Origin of the sequence: Delftia sp. ASV31 (assembly GCF_016428765.1) — a bacterium.
GTDB lineage: Bacteria > Pseudomonadota > Gammaproteobacteria > Burkholderiales > Burkholderiaceae_C > Comamonas > Comamonas acidovorans.
Genome location: NZ_JAELTK010000038.1, coordinates 14,142 through 34,953 on the forward strand (window position 1 = coordinate 14,142; position 20,812 = coordinate 34,953).

Genomic DNA, 20,812 nt, shown 5'->3' on the forward strand with positions numbered 1-20,812 from the left:
GTGCAATGACACGAAGACGCAAGCTCCATGCCGCCATGCGGGCGGCGAATCGTCTGGATACACTTTGGGCACGAAACCTGCTGTGGTCTCCCTGCGCAGGCGGCACGGGGCCCAGGGTTTTGCCGCCGCTGCGGGAGATCGGTTCTGGAACAGCGGGGCCGGTCATGGCGTCCACGGCAGAAATTGCCGTTTGGGCGCAAGGTTTTCTGCAAACTTTGCCATGTACCAGTCCACCAGCTTCCACACGGTCCCGCCCCCGGGGGCCCAGAATTCCGTTCCACGGGAGGCGCCGCGTGATGCCCTGCCCGAAGATCCCATGTCCATACGCCTGAGGTTGGTCCTGCTGCTGCTGGCCTTGCTGGTCTTTGTGCTGGCGGCCTCGTCCTGGCTGCTGTTGCGCGCCTACCAATCCGAGCATGCGGCGCAGGAGCAGGCCGCGCGCGTCAGCAGCATGGCCGTGGCCCGTCTGCTGGACAAGGAGCCGGGCGCGGCCGGCGTCGACCAGGTGCTGGCGGCCCTGGGTCCCTTGCTTGACTCCGGCTGGCCCGGCTTTCTGGTGGACAGCACAGGCCGCGCCCTGCCGGCCGGGCCCGGCGCGGCAGCCGACCTGCCTGCCTTGCCCGCCGATTTCAGCGAGCGGCTGGCGGCCAGCCTGGCGCAGGCGGCGCCCGGCGTGAGAAGTGCGGGGCAAGGCGCAGAGCAAAGCGCAGGTCAGGGCGCAGGGCAGGGAGCTTCGCAGGGCTGGCTGGATCTGCCAGATGCGCAGGGCGGGCCGCTGCGGGCCTTCTTCAGCAAGTCCGCCCAGGGCTGGACCTGGGTGAGCTGGGCTCCCTGTTCTGCGCTGGACCCCGCATGCTCCCGGCCCCTGAAGGGGGTGATCTGGGTGGCCATCGTTTTGTTTGCGGTGGCGGGCCTGGGATTGGCGCGGCTGGCGCTGCGGGGCAGCGCTTCCCTGGTGTTGCCGGCAACGGGCGGCAATGCGCAAGACCAGGGCCAGGGCGGCGGCGGTGCCGGCCTGTCAGAAGGCGCTGCGGTGGACGCTGCCGGCCTCGAAGAGGCCGCTGCCCGTCTCCAGAGCGAACGTCTGCAGGTGGTGGGGCGGCTGGCAGGCCGGTTTTCCCATGAGTTCAACAACCAGCTGGGCATTCTGAGCAACAGCGCCTATCTGATAGAGCGGCGCTCCGAGGACCCGGCACTGAGCCTGCCTGCCCAGGCCATGCTGCGCTCGGTGGACACGGCCAGCCGCCTCACGCAGCAACTGCTGCGTTTTGGGGCGCACCATTGCACGCATGCGCTGGTGGTGGACCTGTACCGCTGGCTGCCCGGCCTGCAGGGCACGCTGGCCGTGGTGCTGGGCAAGCGCATGGCGCTGGAGGTGGCGGAGCCTGCCGAGGCCAGTCAGCCCGGCCAGCCGGCGCCGCGATTGGGCGTGCACGTGGACCCGGACGAGCTGGAACTGGCGCTGATCAGCATTTTTCTCGCCATCCGCGAAGCTTTGACCGATGGCGCGCAGGTGCACATGGCCGCCCGGCCCCTGTCCGAGGACCAGGACCAGGAGCAGGCCGCAGCTTCTCGCGGGGATGCGCTGGTGGAGATCCGCATCGAGGCCCTGGCCCACAGGTCGGGTGCGGCCAGCACCGGCTCCGGTACCGGCGAGGCGGGCGCGCCACGGCTGGACAGTGTGGAAAGGCAGGACCCGCCGCCTGTCTTCACTCCCTTGAACGATTCCGATGCGGACGCCACCTGCGGCCTGAGCCTGGCGCGCCGCCTGTGCCTGGAGCGCGGCGGCGTGGTGCGGGCCGAGGGCGAGCATGGCCGCTGCCTGGCGGTCTCACTGGTGCTGCCGCGCGTGGCCATGGCGGCGCAGGACTGCCTGGCGCAAAGGCTGGACTGACAGGCTGCCTGGCCGCTTTCAGCGCGGCACGCTCGGCTTGCACAGGTTGAAGATGGCCAGCAGCGCAACGGCGCAGGCCAGAGAGACGAAGATGGACATGGAGGTGGCCGGCGCCTCCGTCTGCGCATTCATGGCCGAAGGCCCCAGCAGCGGCGCCAGCAGCCAGCCGCCCAGCAGTGCGCCAATGGCGCCTATGACCACGTTGAGCAAAATGCCTTGCTCGGCCTGGGTGTTCGTGACCATGCTGGTAATCCAGCCGACCAGGCCACCCACCATCAGCCAGATGAGGAAGTCCATGCCATTGCCCTTGAAAAAAAGTTACGGTTGGTTGTCAAGGGCAATCGGCGTGCCTGGCTCCTGCAGGCTGTTCAGAGCCTCGGCTTGGCAGGGGCGGTGTCCTGGTCCGAAGCGGGGCGCAGCTCTGCACGCTCCGCCTCATGGCCCGAAGGCGTCTGGGCATCCAGGCCCCGGTCGGGCGACTCGCTGACCTGGGGCAGGTCGGCGGCGTGCTCTATCAATTCCTCGATGATGAAGCGGCCATACAGTTGGGCGCGCTCGGCGCCGGCGGCCTTCAGGGCATCGGCGGCCGTGCGTGCGGCCTCGTCGTTGTCCACGCGCACCACCAGCCAGTGGTAGCCGCGTTCGGCCAGGGCCTGGTGGGCCTTGACCAGGTTGAGCTCCTGGCCCACGGCGGCAACGGGGCTGGCCTGGCGCAGGTCTTCATCGATCTGGGCCAGCATTTCCCGGTCGGAATAGCGCTGGATGTCCTGGGCGGGCAGCTCAAGCGCCTGCAGCGCGGCCACGCCGTCGTCGGCCTGCGCAGCCGTGGGAAACGAGACCACCATGTGGCCCACGGGCTTGAAGACACCGTAGGCGCGGGGAGGAGAGGAGTCCATGGGCTTGTCCTTGGTTGCAACGAAGGTGCAAGCAAAGCGGCAAGCAGCGTGCCTGCAAGTTTGGGTGTCAGCCGTGCTCGGCGTCCGTCTCGCCCTTTTTGCCGCCCGCATAGTCCCTGAGCCGGTTGTACAGGGTCTTGAGGCTGATGCCGAGCACGGCCGCCGTGCGTTCCTTCTGGTACTTGCACTGCTTGAGCGTGGCCTGGATGAGCAGCCGCTCGGCCTGCGCCATGGTCATGCCGATGGGCAGCTGTATGGTGGCCGGCTCCGTGTCGGGCAGGTCGTAGGTGGCGGCCGCATGGGCATGGTCGGCGGGCGCATGCGCTGTGATGGTGGGGGTGATGGGGGCGGTCAGTGGCGCGCTCACTGGCGCGTTCATTGGCACGCTCATTGGCATGGACCCCGCCTGCGGCATATGTGGCATTTGCGGCATTTGAGGCACTTGCTGCAGGTGCAGTGCGTGGGCGGCCCGATGCACCGGGACCGGCTGCTGGGCAATGGCCACGGGCGGCCGGGGCAGCCATTCCTGGCCCACCAGCGGGCCGGGCTCCATCACATAGGCGCGCTGCACGGCATTGCGCAACTCGCGCACATTGCCGGGCCAGCTGTATTGCGCAAGCTGCTTGAGGGCCGATGCCGTGAATTGCTTGGCCTGGCCCTCGCGCTGGGAGATGGCCTCCACGAAATGCTGCGCAAGCAGCGGAACGTCGGTCAGGCGCTCGCGCAGCGGCGGCAGCTCGATGGGGAAGACGTTCAGGCGGTACAGCAGGTCTTCGCGCAGCTTGCCGCTGGCCACGGCCTCGTAGGGGCAGCGGTTGGTGGCGGCGATCACGCGCACATCGGTCTGCAGCGTCTGGGTGGAGCCCACGCGCATGAAGCGCCCGGTCTCCAGCACGCGCAGCAGCTTGACCTGCAGCTCCATCGACATTTCCGTGATTTCGTCCAGAAACAGCGTGCCCGTGGCCGCGCGCTCGAAAAAGCCCTGGTGCTGGCGGTCGGCGCCGGTGAAGCTGCCCTTTTCGTGGCCAAAAATCTCGCTTTCGATCAGGTGCGGAGAAATGGCGCCGCAGTTGACCGCCAGGAAGGGCCGGCTGCGCCGCTGGCTCAGCTCATGCAGGGTCTGTGCCACGACTTCCTTGCCGGTGCCGCTTTCGCCCGTCAGAAAGACCGTGACCGAGGTGCCCGCCACGCGCTCCATCTGCTGGTACAGCCGCTGCATGGGGGCCGAGCCGCCCCACAGCCGGCCAAAGCGCCCTTCCTGCGCGCAGTAGCCGGCGCCTGTCCTGTCTTGCGGGGTGATCTGGTCGAAGGCCGCGCCCGTGACGGTGCTGGTGCCCGTCTCCGGCAGGCCGGCCGTGGGGATCAGAAAGCGCGAAAGAATGTCCTCCAGCCGCCCGATGCCCACGGGCTTGACCAGATAGTCCATGGCGCCGCGGCGCAGGGCCTCGATGGAGGAGTCCAGGCTGGCGTGGCCGGTCACCAGCACGATCTGCGAGTCCTGCGGCACCTGCTGGTCGCCAAAAAGGTCCATGCCGTTGCCATCGGGCAGTTGCAGGTCCAGCAGCACCAGGCTGGGCGGCTGCATGGCCATCTGCCGGCGCGCGTCGCGCAGGGTGTGGGCCACGGCGACCGAGAAGCGGTCCACGCCCACGAGTTCGCGCATGGTCGCTGCGGAATCCGCATCGTCATCGACGATCAGCACGTGGTTCATTGCATGGCCTCCAGGGGTCCTCGCCGCAACGCGTTTTGACAAAATTTCATGATCTGCCAGTTTAAGGGCGAGCATGCGGGCGTCTTGTCAGTCCACAGGCACAGTGTTTGCCGGGCGTGCGGGAGGCGGCATCAGGGAGGCGGCTGGCGACTGGCGCGCCGGCCGCTGCGGGGCTGCAGCAGCCCCAGGAACAGGCATTCCTTGGCGCTCAGTCCGCGCGGGCGCCTGTCCGGTGCGGTGGGAATGTCCTGTCCAGGTTGCTCGCACAGGGCCAGCACCTGGGGATGGATGTAGAACTTGCGGCAAACCGCACAGGTATTGCCCAGGCGCCGGGCGACCTGCGTGACCAGAGCGTTCAGCGCCGCCGCACTGGTGCCTGCGCCTTCTTGCGACGCTGCCTTGCCTGCGGTCAGCGCCAGTTCCAGCGCAAGTTCCAGCGCGTACACGCTGGCATGCCAGGTGCGGAAATCCTTGGCGCTGAAATCCGGGCCGTCTGAGGTATCTCCGGCATCAGCCCCATGGGCCGCAGCCTTGCCGCAAATCCTGCGGATGTAGTCGTTCACATGCTCGGATCGCACATGGTGGACTTCGCCTTCATCGTCGATGAACTGGAACAGCCGCTGGCCCGGCAGCTCCTGGCAGCGCTTGACGATGCGGGCCACGGCCCGGTCGGACACGCGGGCCTGCTGCAGCACGCCACTCTTGCCCTTGAAGCTCAGCGTCAGCTCACCCGCGTGCACCTGGGCATGGCGGTTCCTGAGCGTGGTGAGGCCGTAGGAGCCATTGCTCTCGGAATACTCGTCATTGCCTATGCGCAGGGCCGTGCAGTCCAGCAGCCAGACGATGGCGGCCACCACGGTGTCCAGCTGCGGCCGGCCAGGCTTGAGGTCGCGCGCCACCGCCCGACGGATGGCGGGCAGGTGGCGGCCAAAGGCGCGCATGCGGTCGAACTTGACCTGCTTGCGCTGTTCCTGCCACTGCGGGTGGTAGCGGTACTGCTTGCGGCCCCGGGCATCGCGGCCCGTGGCCTGCAGGTGGCCCTGGGGATCGGGGCAGATCCAGACATCCACATAGGCCGGTGGAATGGCGAGTTTGCGGATGCGCGCCAGCGCCTGGGCATCGCGCACGGGCTTGCCGTCCTGTGCCACATAGGAAAAGCCCTTGCCGCGCCGCACGCGGCGCCAGCCGGGCATGCGGTCGTTCACATAGGTCAGGGCAGGGCCGGGGCCGTCTGCGTTCGCTGCCCTGCCCCTGGCTGGCGCGGAGCTCAGTGCACCCCCTGCGGCGGCGGTGGCGGCGGGGCAATGGGCGGGTCGGAATAGGGCGAAGGTGCCGGGGCCGGTGGCGGGTCGCCCACGGGGGGAACCAGCGGCTCGGTTGGCGGCGGGTTGACGGGGGGCGCGACAGGCGGGGTGACAGGCGGGGTGACAGGCGGGGTGACAGGGGGTGCAGGTACCGAAGTGATCATGGGAAGTTGCTCCTGTAGGGGTGGCAGGCCGGGCCGGCCTTGGCGTTGCCGTGGCAAGCGCCATGCCTGGACCCGAGGGAAATGGCCCGGGTACAAGGCTGGTTGAAGTCCGGCGCGGTGCCATCTGGTGGCAATGATGTGGCGCACGCCGGGGCGGGGGGTCAGGCCAGCGTTCTCAGCTTCGCTTCGCGGGCCCAGAAGCGCTTCTTGGCGCCTTCGATGAAGGGTTCGGGCTTGTCGATGGGGAACACGCCCTCGTCCGGCGTGATGCCGGCCGTCTTCATGATGTGCTGCGTGGCCTTGCAGGCGGCAATGGCCTTGAGGTGGCCGAATGCGTCGCGGAACCAGTCCTGCGCGGCTGCCTCATGGGCCAGCGCCTGGCCGCGCTCCAGCGTGATGATGGACACCACGGCATCGAACTGCGCGGATGGCGATCCGGCCAGCTGGCCGTCGGCGGGCAGGTGGCTGCCGTCGTCCAGCGTGGCGCCGCCGATCTTGGGCGCAATGATCTTCACGCTGGCCTTTTGCGCCACCAGCGCCTGGTGGAAGGCGGCAACGTGCCGGGCGCTGGAGCCTTCGTCCACCAGGATGGCAACGCAGCGGCCCTGCAAGGTGGGCTTCATGCGGTCGATGATGCGCGTGGCCGGGCTGGGCGGCAGCTTTTGCGGGGGCACGGCAGGCTTGGCGGCAGGCGGCAACTGGGGCAGGCCCAGGCCGTCGGCCACGCGCTTTGCCAGGTCGGCGTCTATCACCTGCAGGTGGCCGACCACGGCCAGGCGCACATGCGGCGTCTGTACCTTGGACAGCTCGAACACCAGGGCGCTGGCGATGTGGGCCTGCTCCTGCGCGCTCTGGCTTTGGTAGAACATGCGCGCCTGGCTGTAGTGGTCGGCAAAGCTCTCGGGGCGGATGCGGCCCTTGGCGCCCTCCTGCGCGGGCTGGGCAAAGTGCCGCAAGCCGCGGGCGGCCGAGGCGCGCGGGCTGTCGGCCTGCAGGCTGGAGGGCTCGTAGGCCACGCGGCCCTTGGGCACCTCGGTCTGCATATGGCCGTCGCGCTGGTGGTGGGCGAACGGGCATTTGGGCGCGTTGATGGGCAGCTGCGTGAAGTTGGGCCCGCCCAGGCGCGACAGCTGGGTGTCCAGGTACGAGAACAGGCGGCCCTGCAGCAGCGGGTCGTTGCTGAAATCGATGCCGGGCGGGATATTGGCCGGGCAGAAGGCCACCTGCTCGGTCTCGGCGAAGAAGTTGTCGGGCCAGCGGTCCAGCACGAAGCGGCCGATCTTGCGCAGCGGAATTTCCTCTTCGGGAATGAGCTTGGTGGGGTCCAGGTGGTCGTAGGGCAGGGCGTCTGCCTGCTCCTGCGAGAACAGCTGCACGCACAGCTCCCAGGCCGGGTAGTCGCCCGCCTCGATGGCCTCGAACAGGTCGCGGCGGTGGTAGTCGTTGTCTGCGGCCTGCAGCTTGAGGGCCTCGTCCCAGACCGTGGACTGGATGCCCAGTTCGGGCCGCCAGTGGAATTTCACGAATGTGCTTTCACCCTGGGCATTGACCAGCCGGAAGCTGTGCACGCCAAAGCCCTCGATCATGCGCAGGCTGCGCGCGATGGTGCGGTCGCTCATGATCCACATCACCATGTGCATGGACTCGGGCATGAGGGAGATGAAGTCCCAGAACGTGTCGTGCGCCGTGGCGGCCTGCGGAAAGCCCCGGTCGGGTTCCATCTTCACGGCATGGACCAGGTCGGGGAATTTCATGGCGTCCTGGATGAAGAAGACCGGTATGTTGTTGCCCACCAGGTCCCAGTTGCCCTCTTCGGTATAGAACTTGATGGCAAAGCCGCGCACATCGCGCGGGGTGTCCACCGAGCCTGCTCCACCGGCCACGGTGGAGAAGCGCACAAAGATCGGCACTTGCTTGCCGGTTTCGGTCAGGACCTTGGCGGTGGTGTATTGCTCCAGCGAATCTGTCAGCTGGAAATAACCGTGGGCGCCTGTGCCGCGTGCATGGACGATTCGCTCTGGAATGCGCTCATGGTCGAAATGCGTGATTTTCTCGCGCAGGATGAAATCTTCCAGCAGCGTAGGGCCTTTTTCCCAGGCGGTGAGAGAGTTCTGATTGTCAGGAACCGGAATGCCTTGCTGCGTGGTCAATCCGGGGTGCTGTCCGTCGGCCTGTTGCTGTAATTCTCCGCCATGGCCCGTGGGGGATTGCTTGGACGATTTCTTTTCACCAGGGGATTTCTTAGCCACGATTTACTCCTTGAAAGAAAGAGGCTGGCCTGTTGTATGAGGCAATAATTATTGGAAGAGGCGATTGGCTGAGCCAAAGGGCATCGTCAGCAAAGCTCTGGAGATAAAAAAAGGGCCCAGGGGGCCCTTTGCCAGTTCACGCTATCGGCAGCTTAACGCTGCTGATGGCTGCCCTGCTTTTGCTGTTCCCCTGGTTGGTTGCGCTGGGGATTGCTCTGTTGCTGCTGTTGGTTGGGATTGTTCGGGTTGTTGGGATTGCTTTGCTGCTGCTGCCCCGGATTGTTCTGTTGCTGCTGCTTGTTCTTGTCGTTTTGCTGGTTGCTGGCCGTGTTGCCTTGAGGGTTGTTGGTCTGTTGCGTCATTTCCGTACTCCTTAAGTAAACAGCGATGCCGTCATCACTGCAATTTCATTGTGCGACCGTGAAAATGGCCGGCTTGTAGGATATTTGGAAGATTACTTTTGGTAAATCATTGGAATTTGCTATGGAGTGGCTTGGCTCCATTTTGTCGGTACAAATGGATGTATTTCTTATAATGAAATTGCTTTTGTAAAAAATGCAGCCAGGTTAAATATAGGGTTATTTGGCGCCAGGGCGTTTTGCAGGGGCCCTGGCCGGGGTTTTTGTGGATTTTGTGGATTTTCTGGACGCTGGGGTCTTTGCATTTTTTACCGTTGACGCGGTATTTTTTTCCTTGGCTGCGGTGGCGGATGGTCCGCCTGCGCCCTTGCCCAGGCTGTTCTTGAGCAGGGCCGTCAGGTCCAGCACGGCCGCGTTGGCCGGCGCGGCGGGTGCGGTCTCCTGTTTTTCCACGTTTTGGACATCGCCCGCATGCGCCTTGGCCTGCACGAGCTGGTGGATTTCCTCGCTGAAGGAGTTGCGGAACTGGTCGGCGTCCCAGGCCTGGCTCATGTCCTTGATGAGGGCCATGGCCATGGTCATCTCGGCGCTCTTGATGCCGGCGGCCTTGGCGTCCAGCGGCGGCAGGTCCAGCTGCTCGAAGGAGCGGATCTCGCCGCCCCAGCGCAGCAGGTTGAGCACCAGCGCCCGGCCGCAGGGGATCAGGATGGCCAGGTGCTGCTTGGTCTGGATGACCACCTTGGCCACACCCACCTTGTTGCTTTTGCGCAGGGCCTCGCGCAGCAGGGCGTAGACCTTCTCGCCACGGTGCAGGGGGGCGGTGTAGTAGGGGCGTTCCAGGTAGATGAAGGGGATGTCCTGGGCATCGACAAAGGCCTCGATCTCGATGGTCTGCGTGGTCTTGGGAAAGGCGGCGGCAATCTCTTCAGCGCTCAGCACCACGTAGCGGCCCTCCTCGAATTCCACGCCCTTGACGATGTCGGCCGTGGCCACTTCCTTGCCCGTGACCTTGTTGATGCGCTTGTAGCCCACGGGCTGCATGTTGCGCTTGTCCAGCCAGTCGAAGTCGATGTCCGAGCTGGCCGTGGCTGCGTACAGGCCGATGGGAATGTGCACCAGGCCAAAGCTGATGGCACCCTTCCACATGCTGCGCGCGGAGGTGGACGGGCTGGATTTGGGGGAGGCGGCTTTCTTCATGGCGGTGCTTTCTTCGATTCCTGCAGGACGGTGCTCAGCGCTGCGCCTCGAAGCCCAGCGCCTTCATGGCGCGGCCCAGGCCCACGGCGGCCGTGCCGTAGTGCTCCCAGGGGGAGTTGCCCAGGCGCAGGCGCTGGTCTACCGAGCGAATGGTCCAATGCGCGCCGCCGGTGAGCCTGTCCAGCTCGTTCCAGGCCACGGGCACGGAGATGCCCATGCCCGGCCGCGCCCGGGCTGTCCACGCGCAGGCCGTGGTGGCGCCGAAGCCGTTGCGCAGATAGTCCACAAAAATCTTTCCCACGCGGTTGCGCGGCCCGCTTTTGGCCACGAAACGCTGGGGCACGGCATGGGCCAGGTGCTGGACCACGGCCTGCGAGAAGGCCTTGACGGTGTCCCAGTCCAGCAGCCGCTTGATGGGCACGACCACATGCAGGCCCTTGCCGCCGCTGGTCTTGAGGAAGGCCGGCAGCTCCAGCTCCTGCAGCAGCACATGCAGCAGGCTGGCGGCCTCCTGCACCTGCTGCCAGGGCACGCCTTCGCCCGGGTCCAGGTCGAAGGTCATGCGGTCGGGCCGGTCGATGCGGTCCTTGCGCGCGTTCCAGGTGTGCCATTCGATGGTGTTCATCTGCGCCGCCGCCACCAGGCCTTCGCGCCGGGACACCTCCATCAGCGGGGCATGGCCGGGGTCCAGTTCCGGCGACAGGGCGGCGATGCCCTGCAGCGGCGCCTGGTCGAGGTGCTTCTGGAAGAACAGCTCGCCCTCGATGCCGTCCGGCGCCCGCACCATGGCCACGGGCCGGGACTTGAGGTGGGTGATCATGAAGGGCGCCACCGTGGCGTAGTAGCGCGCCAGATCCATCTTGGTGATGCCGGTGGAGGGATCGATGACCCGCTCGGGATGGGTGATGGTCATCGAGGCGGGCAGTCGCGCCGCCCTGGCATTGCGGGTTTGCGTTCGTGCGGCGCCAGGCGTGGCTGCAGCGCTGGCGGAAGATGCGGTCGATGGCACGTGCTGTGGCTCCTCTTTGACAATGCTGCGTGCAGGCTTGTCCGCACGCAGGCCCTGGAATACGGCATGGCGGACCTGGCCGTCCTCGGTCCACTGCGCGAACGAGACCTCGGCCAGCAGCGTGGGGCGCACCCAGTGCACCCCACTGCCAAGGCCCCGGCTGTCCGCCAGCGGCGAGGTGCCCGTGGCAAGGCGCTCCAGGCGCTGGCGCAGGTCGGCCAGGGTGCGCCTGTTGAACCCCGTGCCCACCTTGCCTGCCGCGCGCAGCTGCCCGTCCTCGCCATGCACGGCCAGGACCAGGGCGCCCAGGCCCGTGCGCGTGCCCTGGGGATCGGTGTAGCCCGCGATCACGAATTCCTGGCGCAGGCCGCACTTGAGCTTGATCCAGTCCGCACTGCGCCGTGAGGCATAGGCGCTGCCGCGCCGCTTGCCGATCACGCCCTCCAGGCCCAGCTGGCAGGCGGCGGCCACCAGGTCGGCGGGCGGGGCGTCAAAGGCCTCGCTGAAACGAAGGCGGTCCGAAGGCGCCTTGTGCAGCAGGGCCTGCAACTGCTGGCGGCGCTGCTCCACGGGCTGGGGCCGCAGGTCCTGGCCGTCATGCCACAGCAGGTCAAACGCGAAGAACACCAGGTGGTCGGTGCGCTCGCCGTCAAAGGCGTTTTGCAGGGCCTGGAAGTCAGGGCGGCTGTCGCTGTCCAGCATCAGCACCTCGCCATCCACCCAGCCCGATTGCAGGGGCAGTGCGGCAAAGGCGCGGGCCAGGGCGGGCATTTTGGTGGTCCAGTCCTTGCCGTTGCGCGTGAAAAGGCGAACGGCGCCATCCTCGATGCGCGCCAGCAGCCGGTAGCCGTCGAACTTGCTCTCGAAGATCCATTGCCCTGCATCTGCAGGTGCATGGTCCACCAAGGTTGCCAGCTGCGGGGCGATGCTCTGCGGCATGGGCGCGGCGACGGGCGTAGCGACGGGCGTGGTGACGGGTGTGGTGACGGGTGTGGTGATGGGCGCTGTGGCGGTGGGCAGGGGAAGGCCTGCCACGCTGTCGCGCATGTCCTCGACCACGTTGAATTCGCTGGCAGCACGTTCCAGGCCGTCGTGCTCCTTGATCAGCAGCCAGGCGGGCTTTTTGGCGTCGTCCTTGCCGCGCATGCGCACCAGGGTCCAGCGGCCCTGCAGCTTGTGGCCGCGCAGTTCGAACTTGAGCTTGCCCTTGCGATAGCCTTCGGCCGCATCGCCCTCGGGCAGCCAGGTGCCACGGTCCCAGATGATGACCTTGCCGGCGCCGTATTGTCCCGGTGGAATCTGGCCCTCGAAGCGGTTGTAGGCCATGGGGTGGTCTTCCACCTGGACGGCCATGCGCTTGTCGGCCGGGTCGTAGCTGGGACCCTTGGGCACGGCCCAGCTCTTCATGCTGCCGTCCAGCTCCAGCCGAAAGTCGTAGTGAAGGTGGCTGGCCCAGTGCTTTTGAATGACGAATTGCAGAGCGCCCGCGCCGGGCTGCCCTGCAATCGTCTCACTGGAAGGTTCTGCCGAAGGTTCCGGTGTACGCGTGAAGTCGCGCTTTTGCCGGTACAGCGCGAGCGAGGCCTGGGGTGTCGCCGCCTTGGCCGCCCCATTGGTGGGGCGGGCCGGGCGGGATGCCTGGGACTTGCTGCGCGTGGCCGGCATGGCGGCATCCGTCAGTGGATGAGCGCAATCAGGATGATGATGGGAATGGGAACGCCCAGGAGAAAAAGCAGTATGGATCGCATGGCAAGCCTCCGTTGAATGGATTGAATTGGATTGATTGGGTTTCAGTGCCGGGGATTATCAAAAGGCATCGCGTTGACGACCACCCCAGGTGGCGCACAGGCTGCCCACAAAAGCGCCCAGCATCAGCGAAACAAACAGCCAGAGCATGGAATGGGCCGTGGCCTTGCGTGCCTCTTCGGCTGCCTGCTTGGCCTTTTGCTTGGCTTCTTCAGCCTTTTGCTCGGCCTGCTTTATCTGCATTTGCACGGAATCAAAGGTGCTACGCACTTTCTTTTGCGCATCTTCCACGGACATATCGGAATTGCGCGCAATCAGCTGGGCCAGGTATTGCTCGTCGGCGGGAGACAGCTGGCCGGTGCGCAGCGACTGGGCAAAGATCACGCCGGCCTCGCGGGTGGCGCTGGCCAGGTCGGCGGGGGTGGCATTGCTGGTGGTGGTTGCGGCGCCGGAATTGCGGAACAGGCTGCCGGTCCAGTAGGCCAGGCCCTGGGGCGAGGCATCGGCGCCCGAGGCGCCGGCCATGGCTGCGGCACCGCCTGCAGCCGCACCGCCGGCGGCGCCGATCGCGCCGCCCACCACGTTGGAGGCGCTGGTGGCCACGGTCTGCGCGGCCTTGAAGGCGCCGGAGACGGCACCGCCTGCAGCGGCGCCCATCAGGGCCACCATGGCCAGCGTGGCCAGTGCCCAGGACAGAAAGCCGTGGGCCGTGTCGCGGAAGTAGACCTCGTCCGTGTGCACGCCTTGCCAGCGTGTGCGCAGCCGCCCGGCCAGATAGCCGCCCACGCCGGCCGAGGCCAGCTGGGTGAAGGCGATCCAGGCCACGGCCGTCAGGCCCAGGGCGCCGGCATCCAGGCCTTCACCGGACCATACCGACACCGACGACAGGCCCAGGCCCGTGCCCAGAATGAACAGCAGCAGCGACAGCGATGCCGCCGCCATGGCGCCGGCAAATATCGCGGCCCATGAAACGCCGCTGCGTGAGGTATCTACGGTGGCGACCGTGTTGACCACTGGCGCTTCAGCCAGGGGCGCGGATTCGGAATAGGCAATGGACATGGCCGACTTTCTTGGAGTTGAGTGCCCCATTCTTGCCAGTCGCAATAGCCGCCGCTGTAGGAGGATTGGAAATGCAGGACTGACAAACGCAGATGAAAAACGTCATCCTTTGCCAGATGACGATTTTCAATCGAATGCTCAGGCCGGATATGGAAAATGCTGCCTGCAATCGGTAATTCTTGCAGAACATTTTCCAGGGCGGGTATTCGGATTATTCAGGTCAGTGCGGCAATGATTTTTTCATTGCCGGATATTCATCGCCGCATTGAAGCTGCCATCCGGAAAATGCTCAGGGCTGGCGCACGTCGGCCACCACCTGCTCGCCAAAATCGGCACGCTGCAGCCAGCCCAGCACCTGGGCTGCCGCCTGCTCGGGCGTGGACAGCTTGCCGCCCTCCTTGAGCTGGGCGAAGTTGCCTGCATCGGGGAAGGCGGCGGCATCGGCGCTGCGCAGCTGCACCTGCATGTCGGTGTCGATGACGCCGGGCGCCAGCGAGCAGATGCGCGCGCCGTGGGGCTTGAGCGCCTCGTCCAGCGCCACGCTGCGGCTGAAATGGTCCATGCCGGCCTTGGCCGCGCAGTAGGAGGCCTGCGAGGCAATGGCGCGCCGGCCCAGGCCCGAAGAAATGTTGAGCACCTTGCGCGGCACGGCTGTCCAGCCCTCGGTGGCGGCCAGGAAGGTGGCCGTCAGCAGCATGGGCGCCTCCAGCCCCACGCGCATGGCCTGGGCAATGTCGGCGGGCTGCAGCTGAGACAGCGGCGCAATCTGCGGAATCACGCCCGCGTTGTTGATCAGGGTGACGCTGGCGTAGCGCGTGGCGTCCAGGCCGGCCAGCCAGTCGCCCAGCCTGCGGGCCGCGGCCTCGGGCTCGCCCAGGTCCACGCTCCACTGCTGAAGCGGCGCGCCCGCCGTGGCGGCCGCCTGGGCCAGGTCTTCGCTGGTGGAGCGCGACAGCGTGACCAGTTCATGGCCGGCATCCAGCAGTTGCCGGGCCATGGCCAGGCCCATGCCGCGCGAGGCGCCGGTAAGAATCGTCAGGGAAAGAAGAGGCGATGCATTGTTCATGCGGGCGATGGTATCGCTTGTGCCCGTGCTGCCGGCCCGGCCGCTGCCTGGGCGGCGACAGGGTCCGATGGCAGCAGCAGCTCGGCGCTGTGCGCCTGCCGGGTGCGCTCCAGCGCCTGCACGATGCGTTCGCAGGCACGCTCGGCCGCCTCGTGCAGGCTGGCGCCCTGCAGCCAGTGGCCGGTGAGCGCGGCACTGAACAGATCGCCCGTTCCCTTGGGCACCGCATCCACCCGCGCGTGGGTGATCACATGCACGTCATCGCGCGTGACCAGGGCCACGCGCATGCGCTGGGCGGGCTCGCCGTCCAGCTCGGGCGATGCGCTGGTCACGGCCACCCACTGCGTGCGTCCCTTGAGCAGGCTGCGCGCGGCCTGGACCACATCGTCCATGCCGCGCACAGGGCGCGCGGTCAGCCGCTCCAGCTCGAAATGGTTGGGTGTCAGCCCGTCGGCCAGCGGCAGCAGGTGGCGCTGGTAGGCCTCGACCATGGCGGGGTCCACATAGATGCCGCTGTCGTGGTCGCCGATCACCGGGTCCACCACCACGCGCAGGCCGGGCCGCTGCGCCAGCAGGCCGGCAACCCAGTCCGCCAGCAGCGTGGCCTGGGCCGGCCCGCCCAGGTAGCCGGCCAGCACGGCCTGCAACTGCCGCAATCCGCCGCGCGCGCCCAGGTCCTGCAGATAGCCCGCAAACCACTCGGCGGCAATCGCCCCGCCGTGGATGCTGGGATAGTGCGGCGTGTTGCTGAACACCACCGTGGGCACGGCCGCCGCCGCCAGCCCCAGCGCCTGCAGCGTGGGCATGGCCACGTTGTTGCCAACGCGGCCGTAGACGACCTGGGACTGCACGGACACCACGTCGATGGCCAGGGGGTGCAGCATGTCTTGGGGAGCGCAGGCGTTCATGGGCGTGGGGGAGCAATGAGAGGCAGGGACGTGTTTTATAACGCCTGCGCCCAGGCCGCAGACCCCACAATCGGCCGCGCATGACCAGACCACTGGGCGATCTGCGCGTGAAAAGAAAAAGGCCCGCCAAAGGGCGGGCCCATGGAGCGCTGGGCGCCTGTGCGTTGTCAGGCGCCCAGGTAGGCGCGGCGCACGGCGTCGTTGGTCAGCAGGTTGGCGCCGGTGTCTTCCAGCACCACCTTGCCGGTTTCCAGCACATAGCCGCGGTCGGCGATCTGCAGGGCGCGGTTGGCGTTCTGCTCGACCAGGAAGACCGTGACGCCGGCCGTGCGGATGGTCTGGATGATCTCGAAGATCTGCGCAATGATCAGCGGCGCCAGGCCCAGCGTGGGCTCGTCCAGCAGCAGCAGGCGGGGCTTGCTCATCAGCGCGCGGCCGATGGCCAGCATCTGCTGCTCGCCGCCCGACATGGTGCCGGCGCGCTGGTGGGCGCGCTCACGCAGGCGCGGGAAGAGGCCGAACACATGTTCGATGCCGGCCTCGATCTGCGGCTTGTCCAGGAAGAATCCGCCCATCTTCAGGTTGTCCGTGACCGTGAGGTCCGAGAAGATGCGCCGCCCCTCGGGCGAGACCGCGATGCCCTTGCGCATGATGTGGTGCGAGGGCAGCTGGGTGATGTCCTCGCCCTCGAACGAGATGCGGCCCGAGCTGGCGCGCGGGTTGCCGCACACCGTCATCAGCAGCGAGGTCTTGCCGGCGCCGTTGGAGCCGATCAGCGAGACGATTTCGCCCTGGTTGACGTGCAGGCTCACGCTGTCGACCGCGCAGATGGCACCGTAGTGGGTGGAGATGTTCTCCAGTTGCAGCATGGCAGGCATCAGGCTTCTCCCAGGTAGGCCTTGATGACCCGTTCATCGTTGCGGATGGCGTCCGGCAGGCCCATGGCGATGGGCTTGCCGTACTCCATGACGAGGATGCGCTCGGACACGCCCATGACCAGGCCCATGTCGTGCTCGATCAGCAGCACGGCAATGCCGTACTGGCGCCGCAACTGGTCGATCAGGCCCTGCAGGTCCTTCTTCTCCTGCGGGTTCAGGCCGGCGGCCGGTTCGTCGAGCATGAGCACGCGCGGCTTGGTGATCATGCAGCGCGCGATCTCCAGGCGGCGCTGGTGGCCGTAGGCCAGGTTGCCGGCCTCGCGGTTGACGAACTCGCGCAGGCCCATGACGTCCAGCCAGTGCAGGGCGCTCTCGATCTTTTCCTCTTCGCTGCGGCGGTAGCTTGCCGTGTTGAACAGGCCCGACAGCAGGTTGACGCCCGAGCGGCGGTGCTGTGCCACCAGCAGGTTTTCCAGCACCGTCATGGACTTGAACAGCCGCACGTTCTGGAAGGTGCGCACCACGCCGTGGTTGGCCACGTGGTGGCTGCTGCGGCCCTCGATGGCGCTGCCGTCCAGCGTGACGGAGCCGCTGCTGGGCTGGTAGAAACCGCTGATGCAGTTGAACACCGTGGTCTTGCCGGCGCCGTTGGGGCCGATGATGGCAAACACTTCCTGCGGGCGCACGTTGAAACCCACATGGTCCACGGCCAGCAGGCCGCCGAAGCGCATGCACAGGTCTTTGACTTCTAGCAAATACTCGCTCATTGCCGGCCCTTGCTGCTTTCTGTTGTCCCAAAAATCATGGTGTCGGCATGCCTCATGAGCGCACCTCCACATGGTGGCGGCGCATGGGCAGCAGGCCCTGCGGGCGCCAGATCATCATCAGCACCATCACCAGGCCGAAGATCAGCATGCGGTACTCGGAGAACTCGCGCGCCAGCTCGGGCAGCACCGTCAGCAAGATGGCCGCGATGATCACCCCCAGCTGCGAGCCCATGCCGCCCAGCACCACGATGGACAGGATCAGCGCCGATTCGATGAAGGTGAACGATTCGGGGTTGACGATGCCCTGGCGCGCCGCGAAGAAGGCGCCGCCCAGGCCGGCGAACATGGCGCCCAGCGTGAAGGCGGACAGCTTGATCTTCATGGGGTTCAGGCCCAGGGAGCGGCAGGCGATCTCGTCCTCGCGCAGCGCCTCCCAGGCGCGGCCTATGGGCATGCGCACCAGGCGGTTGGAGATGCACAGCGTGATCACGGCCAGCAGCAGCGCCATCAGGTACAGGAAGATCACCATGTGCAGCGAGCTGAACTCCAGCCCCAGGAACTGGTGGAAGGTCGTGCCGCCCTCGGTGGAGGGGGTGCGCGTCATCTCCAGGCCCAGCACCGTGGGCTTGGGGATGCTGGAGATGCCGTCCGGCCCGCCCGTGATGCTGGTCAGGTTGACCAGCATCAGGCGGATGATTTCGCCGAAGCCCAGTGTCACGATGGCCAGGTAGTCACCGCGCAGCCGCAGCACCGGAAAGCCGAGCACGAAGCCGAACATCGCGGCAGCGGCGCCAGCCAGCGGCAGCGCTTCCCAGAAGGACCAGCCGGCCCAGTGGAACAGCAGCGCATAGGTGTAGGCGCCCACGGCGTAGAAGCCCACGAAGCCCAGGTCCAGCAGGCCGGCAAAGCCCACGACGATGTTCAGGCCCAGGCCCAGCATCACGTAGATCATGGCCAGCGTGGCGATGTCCACCGCGTTGCGGCCCGCGAAGAAGGGCCAGGACACGGCGATCAGCAGGGCGGCCAGGATCAGACCGTTGCGGTGGCTGGGGCGTGCGTGCGGCAGCGAGGGCAGCGAGACCTTGGGCATCTTCGCCGCGATCAGCGGGCGCAGCAGCTGCACCAGGAAGACCAGGGCGCAGGCCCAGGCCACCACCGTCCAGTCGGGGTTGATGATGGTGCGGGTGCCGGCGCGCTCCAGGTGCAGGCCGAAGATGGGCGTGACGACCACGGCCGTCATCACCGTGGCGATCAGGGCGTCGCGCAGGTTCAAGGTGGGTTTGGCTTTCATCAGACCTTCTCCACTTCAGGCTTGCCCAGCAGGCCCGTGGGGCGGAACAGCAGGATCAGCACCAGCAGGCCGAAGGCCACGATGTCCTTGTACTCGGACGAGATGTAGGCCGCAGCAAAGGTCTCGGCCACGCCCAGCAGCACGCCGCCCAGCATGGCGCCGGGGATGGAGCCGATGCCGCCCAGCACCGCCGCCGTGAAGGCCTTGATGCCGGCCAGAAAGCCGATGAACGGGTTGAGCTTGCCCACGGCCAGCGCGATCAGCACGCCGCCCACGGCCGCCAGCATGGCGCCCAGCACGAAGGTGAACGAGATCACGCGGTTGGTGTCGATGCCCAGCAGGCTGGCCATGTGCATGTCCTGGGCGCAGGCGCGCGAGGCGCGGCCCATGCGGGAATGGCGGATGTACAGCGTCAGCAGCACCATGAGCACGATGGCGACCACGATGATCAGGATGCGCGAGTAGGGCACATAGATCTCGAAGCCACCTTCGGCGCCGAAGCGCAGCGCGCCCGGCAGCAGCGAGGGCACGGCCATGTCGCGCGCGCCCTGGCCCAGGGCCACCCAGTTCTGCAGGAAGATGGACATGCCGATGGCCGAGATCAGGGCCACCAGGCGGGGGCTGCGGCGCAGCGGCTTGTAGGCCACCTGTTCCACCACCAGGCCGTAGACGCCGGTGACGAAGACCGACACCACCAGCATCAGGCCGATGATGGCCCACACGGGCAGGCCGCTTGTCGTGCCGATGGCCGACAGCGTGACCAGGCCGATGTAGGCGCCGATCATGTAGATGTCGCCGTGGGCGAAGTTGATCATCCCGATGATGCCGTAGACCATTGTGTAGCCGATGGCGATCAGGGCATAGATGGCGCCCAGGGACAGTCCGTTGAACAGCTGCTGTATCAGCTGAGGTAAGAGTTCTGACATGGTGTAATGCCGCCCCAAAACAGGAAAAGGCCTAAAAGGCCAGGATGCAGACAACCGGGACACGCGCAAGCGTGCCCCGGCCAGTCAACGAGGGGGATTACTTGGCAGCGACCGACTTGCTGCCGTCCTTGTGCCATTCGAACACCTGGAAGTCGAAGGACTTCAGGTCGCCCTGCTTGTTCCAGCCCACCGATCCCAGAACGGTCTCGAAGTTGGACTTGTGCAGGTGGTCAGCCACCTTGGCGGGGCTGTCGCCGACGGCCTTGATGCTGTCCAGCAGCACTTGCGTGGCGGCAAAGGCGGTCAGCTGGAAGGCGCCAGAGGGATTGCGCTTCTTGTCCTTGAAGGCCTTGACCACGGCGGCGTTCTTGGGGTTGGCCGAGAAGTCTGCAGGCAGGGTCACCAGCATGCCTTCGACGGCGTTGCCGGCGATGGCGTTGACTTCGGGGTTGCCCACGCCTTCGGGACCCATCATGCGGACCTTCAGACCCTGCTCGGAAGCCTGGCGCAGCAGCAGGCCCATTTCAGGGTGGTAGCCGCCGTAGTAGACGAAGTCCACACCGGCGCTCTTGAGCTTGGTGATGACGGCGGAGTAGTCGCTGTCGCCGGCGTTGATGCCTTCGAACAGGGCCACTTCCACGCCGGCCTTCTTCAGGTCGTCGCGCACGGAGGAGGCAATGCCCTGGCCATACGACTGCTTGTCGTGCAGCACGGCAACCTTCTTGGGCTTGGCCTTGTCCAGGATGAACTTGGCGGCGGCCGGGCCCTGCTGGTCATCGCGGCCGATGGTGCGGAAGATGAAGTGGTAGTTCTTGCCGTCGGTCAGGGCCGGGGAGGTGGCCGAGGGGGTCACGACGACCACGCCTTCGTTGTTGTAGATCGGGGCGGCGGCAATCGATGCGCCCGAGCAGACGGGGCCGATCACGTAGCCGATCTTGGCGTTGACCACGCGGTTGGCGGCCACGGGGCCTTGCTTGGGTTCGCAGGCGTCATCGACGGACACCAGCTCGATCTTCTTGCCATTGACGCCGCCAGCCGCATTGGCCATTTCCACGGCGGTGTTCACGCCTTCCTTGACCATGTCGCCGTACTGCGTCAGCGGGCCGGTGGTGGGAACCACCATGGCGATCTTGATTTGCGCATGCGCTGTGGAGAACAAGGCGGCACCAGCCAAACCCAGGGCGGCGACGACGGTGTGCATGCGGAACGGAATGCTCATGAGTACTTCCTTCAACTTTGGGTAAAGCGTTCTGAAAAACGCGGTGGCTCCTGTAGGGGCGATCCGCGCAAAGAAGCACAGATTAATCTCCTGGTTACCAATGGCAACAGGGTATCCCGGGGCTGGCGCGCATGCAGGCTTTTCGCTAAGGGCTGGATGCCATCGCAGG

Annotated in this window: 17 protein-coding genes; 1 reads left to right on the forward strand and 16 read right to left on the reverse strand. The window is 66.4% G+C overall.

Annotation, left to right across the window (positions count from 1 at the left end):
- The first annotated feature begins 316 nt into the window (after positions 1-316).
- Positions 317-1,894 (forward strand): hypothetical protein, encoded by a 1,578-nt coding sequence (locus JHD82_RS15175; RefSeq protein WP_233174749.1) that lies wholly within the window; start codon positions 317-319, stop codon positions 1,892-1,894.
- A gap of 18 nt (positions 1,895-1,912) precedes the next feature.
- Here the strand turns inward: JHD82_RS15175 and JHD82_RS15180 are convergent, their stop codons facing one another.
- The 16 genes from JHD82_RS15180 to JHD82_RS15255 form a co-directional block, all read right to left on the reverse strand.
- Positions 1,913-2,191, reverse strand: a complete 279-nt coding sequence (locus JHD82_RS15180; RefSeq protein ID WP_012206149.1) for a GlsB/YeaQ/YmgE family stress response membrane protein — start codon at positions 2,189-2,191, stop codon at positions 1,913-1,915.
- 71 nt (positions 2,192-2,262) lie between these two features.
- Positions 2,263-2,790: a hypothetical protein gene (locus tag JHD82_RS15185; protein ID WP_012206148.1), complete on the reverse strand. Its 528-nt coding sequence runs from the start codon at positions 2,788-2,790 to the stop codon at positions 2,263-2,265.
- Positions 2,791-2,857: 67 nt separating this feature from the next.
- Complete coding sequence (locus JHD82_RS15190) at positions 2,858-4,501, reverse strand: sigma-54 dependent transcriptional regulator (protein WP_199137251.1); 1,644 nt, start codon at positions 4,499-4,501, stop codon at positions 2,858-2,860.
- 131 nt (positions 4,502-4,632) lie between these two features.
- On the reverse strand, positions 4,633-5,694 hold the full coding sequence (locus JHD82_RS15195) for a DNA topoisomerase IB (protein ID WP_063325601.1): 1,062 nt from the start codon (positions 5,692-5,694) through the stop codon (positions 4,633-4,635).
- A gap of 436 nt (positions 5,695-6,130) precedes the next feature.
- On the reverse strand, positions 6,131-8,218 hold the full coding sequence (locus JHD82_RS15200; RefSeq protein ID WP_199137253.1) for a catalase: 2,088 nt from the start codon (positions 8,216-8,218) through the stop codon (positions 6,131-6,133).
- Positions 8,219-8,370: 152 nt separating this feature from the next.
- A complete protein-coding gene (locus JHD82_RS15205) occupies positions 8,371-8,580 on the reverse strand; it encodes a hypothetical protein (RefSeq protein ID WP_043824693.1) in 210 nt (69 codons plus the stop codon).
- A 216-nt stretch (positions 8,581-8,796) separates the two neighbouring features.
- Complete coding sequence (locus JHD82_RS15210) at positions 8,797-9,774, reverse strand: Ku protein (RefSeq protein ID WP_199137255.1); 978 nt, start codon at positions 9,772-9,774, stop codon at positions 8,797-8,799.
- A 34-nt stretch (positions 9,775-9,808) separates the two neighbouring features.
- Complete coding sequence (gene ligD, locus JHD82_RS15215; RefSeq protein WP_199137257.1) at positions 9,809-12,448, reverse strand: DNA ligase D; 2,640 nt, start codon at positions 12,446-12,448, stop codon at positions 9,809-9,811.
- Between the two features lie 141 nt (positions 12,449-12,589).
- Positions 12,590-13,588, reverse strand: a complete 999-nt coding sequence (locus JHD82_RS15220) for a hypothetical protein (RefSeq protein WP_013801930.1) — start codon at positions 13,586-13,588, stop codon at positions 12,590-12,592.
- Between the two features lie 289 nt (positions 13,589-13,877).
- A complete protein-coding gene (locus JHD82_RS15225) occupies positions 13,878-14,654 on the reverse strand; it encodes an SDR family NAD(P)-dependent oxidoreductase (protein WP_199137259.1) in 777 nt (258 codons plus the stop codon).
- Positions 14,651-15,562, reverse strand: coding sequence for a pyridoxine/pyridoxal/pyridoxamine kinase (gene pdxK / locus JHD82_RS15230; protein WP_199137261.1), 912 nt, complete (start codon positions 15,560-15,562; stop codon positions 14,651-14,653). Before pdxK ends, JHD82_RS15225 begins: the two co-directional genes overlap by 4 nt.
- Positions 15,563-15,729: 167 nt before the next feature.
- A complete protein-coding gene (locus JHD82_RS15235) occupies positions 15,730-16,431 on the reverse strand; it encodes an ABC transporter ATP-binding protein (RefSeq protein ID WP_034398706.1) in 702 nt (233 codons plus the stop codon).
- A gap of 8 nt (positions 16,432-16,439) precedes the next feature.
- A complete protein-coding gene (livG, locus tag JHD82_RS15240; RefSeq protein WP_012206137.1) occupies positions 16,440-17,207 on the reverse strand; it encodes a high-affinity branched-chain amino acid ABC transporter ATP-binding protein LivG in 768 nt (255 codons plus the stop codon).
- Between the two features lie 52 nt (positions 17,208-17,259).
- On the reverse strand, positions 17,260-18,498 hold the full coding sequence (locus JHD82_RS15245; protein ID WP_012206136.1) for a high-affinity branched-chain amino acid ABC transporter permease LivM: 1,239 nt from the start codon (positions 18,496-18,498) through the stop codon (positions 17,260-17,262).
- Positions 18,498-19,424, reverse strand: a complete 927-nt coding sequence (gene livH / locus JHD82_RS15250; protein ID WP_012206135.1) for a high-affinity branched-chain amino acid ABC transporter permease LivH — start codon at positions 19,422-19,424, stop codon at positions 18,498-18,500. Before livH ends, JHD82_RS15245 begins: the two co-directional genes overlap by 1 nt.
- A 97-nt stretch (positions 19,425-19,521) precedes the next feature.
- Positions 19,522-20,643 carry a branched-chain amino acid ABC transporter substrate-binding protein gene (locus JHD82_RS15255; protein WP_012206134.1) on the reverse strand — a complete coding sequence of 374 codons (1,122 nt, stop codon included), beginning with the start codon at positions 20,641-20,643 and terminating at the stop codon, positions 19,522-19,524.
- Positions 20,644-20,812 lie beyond the last annotated feature (169 nt).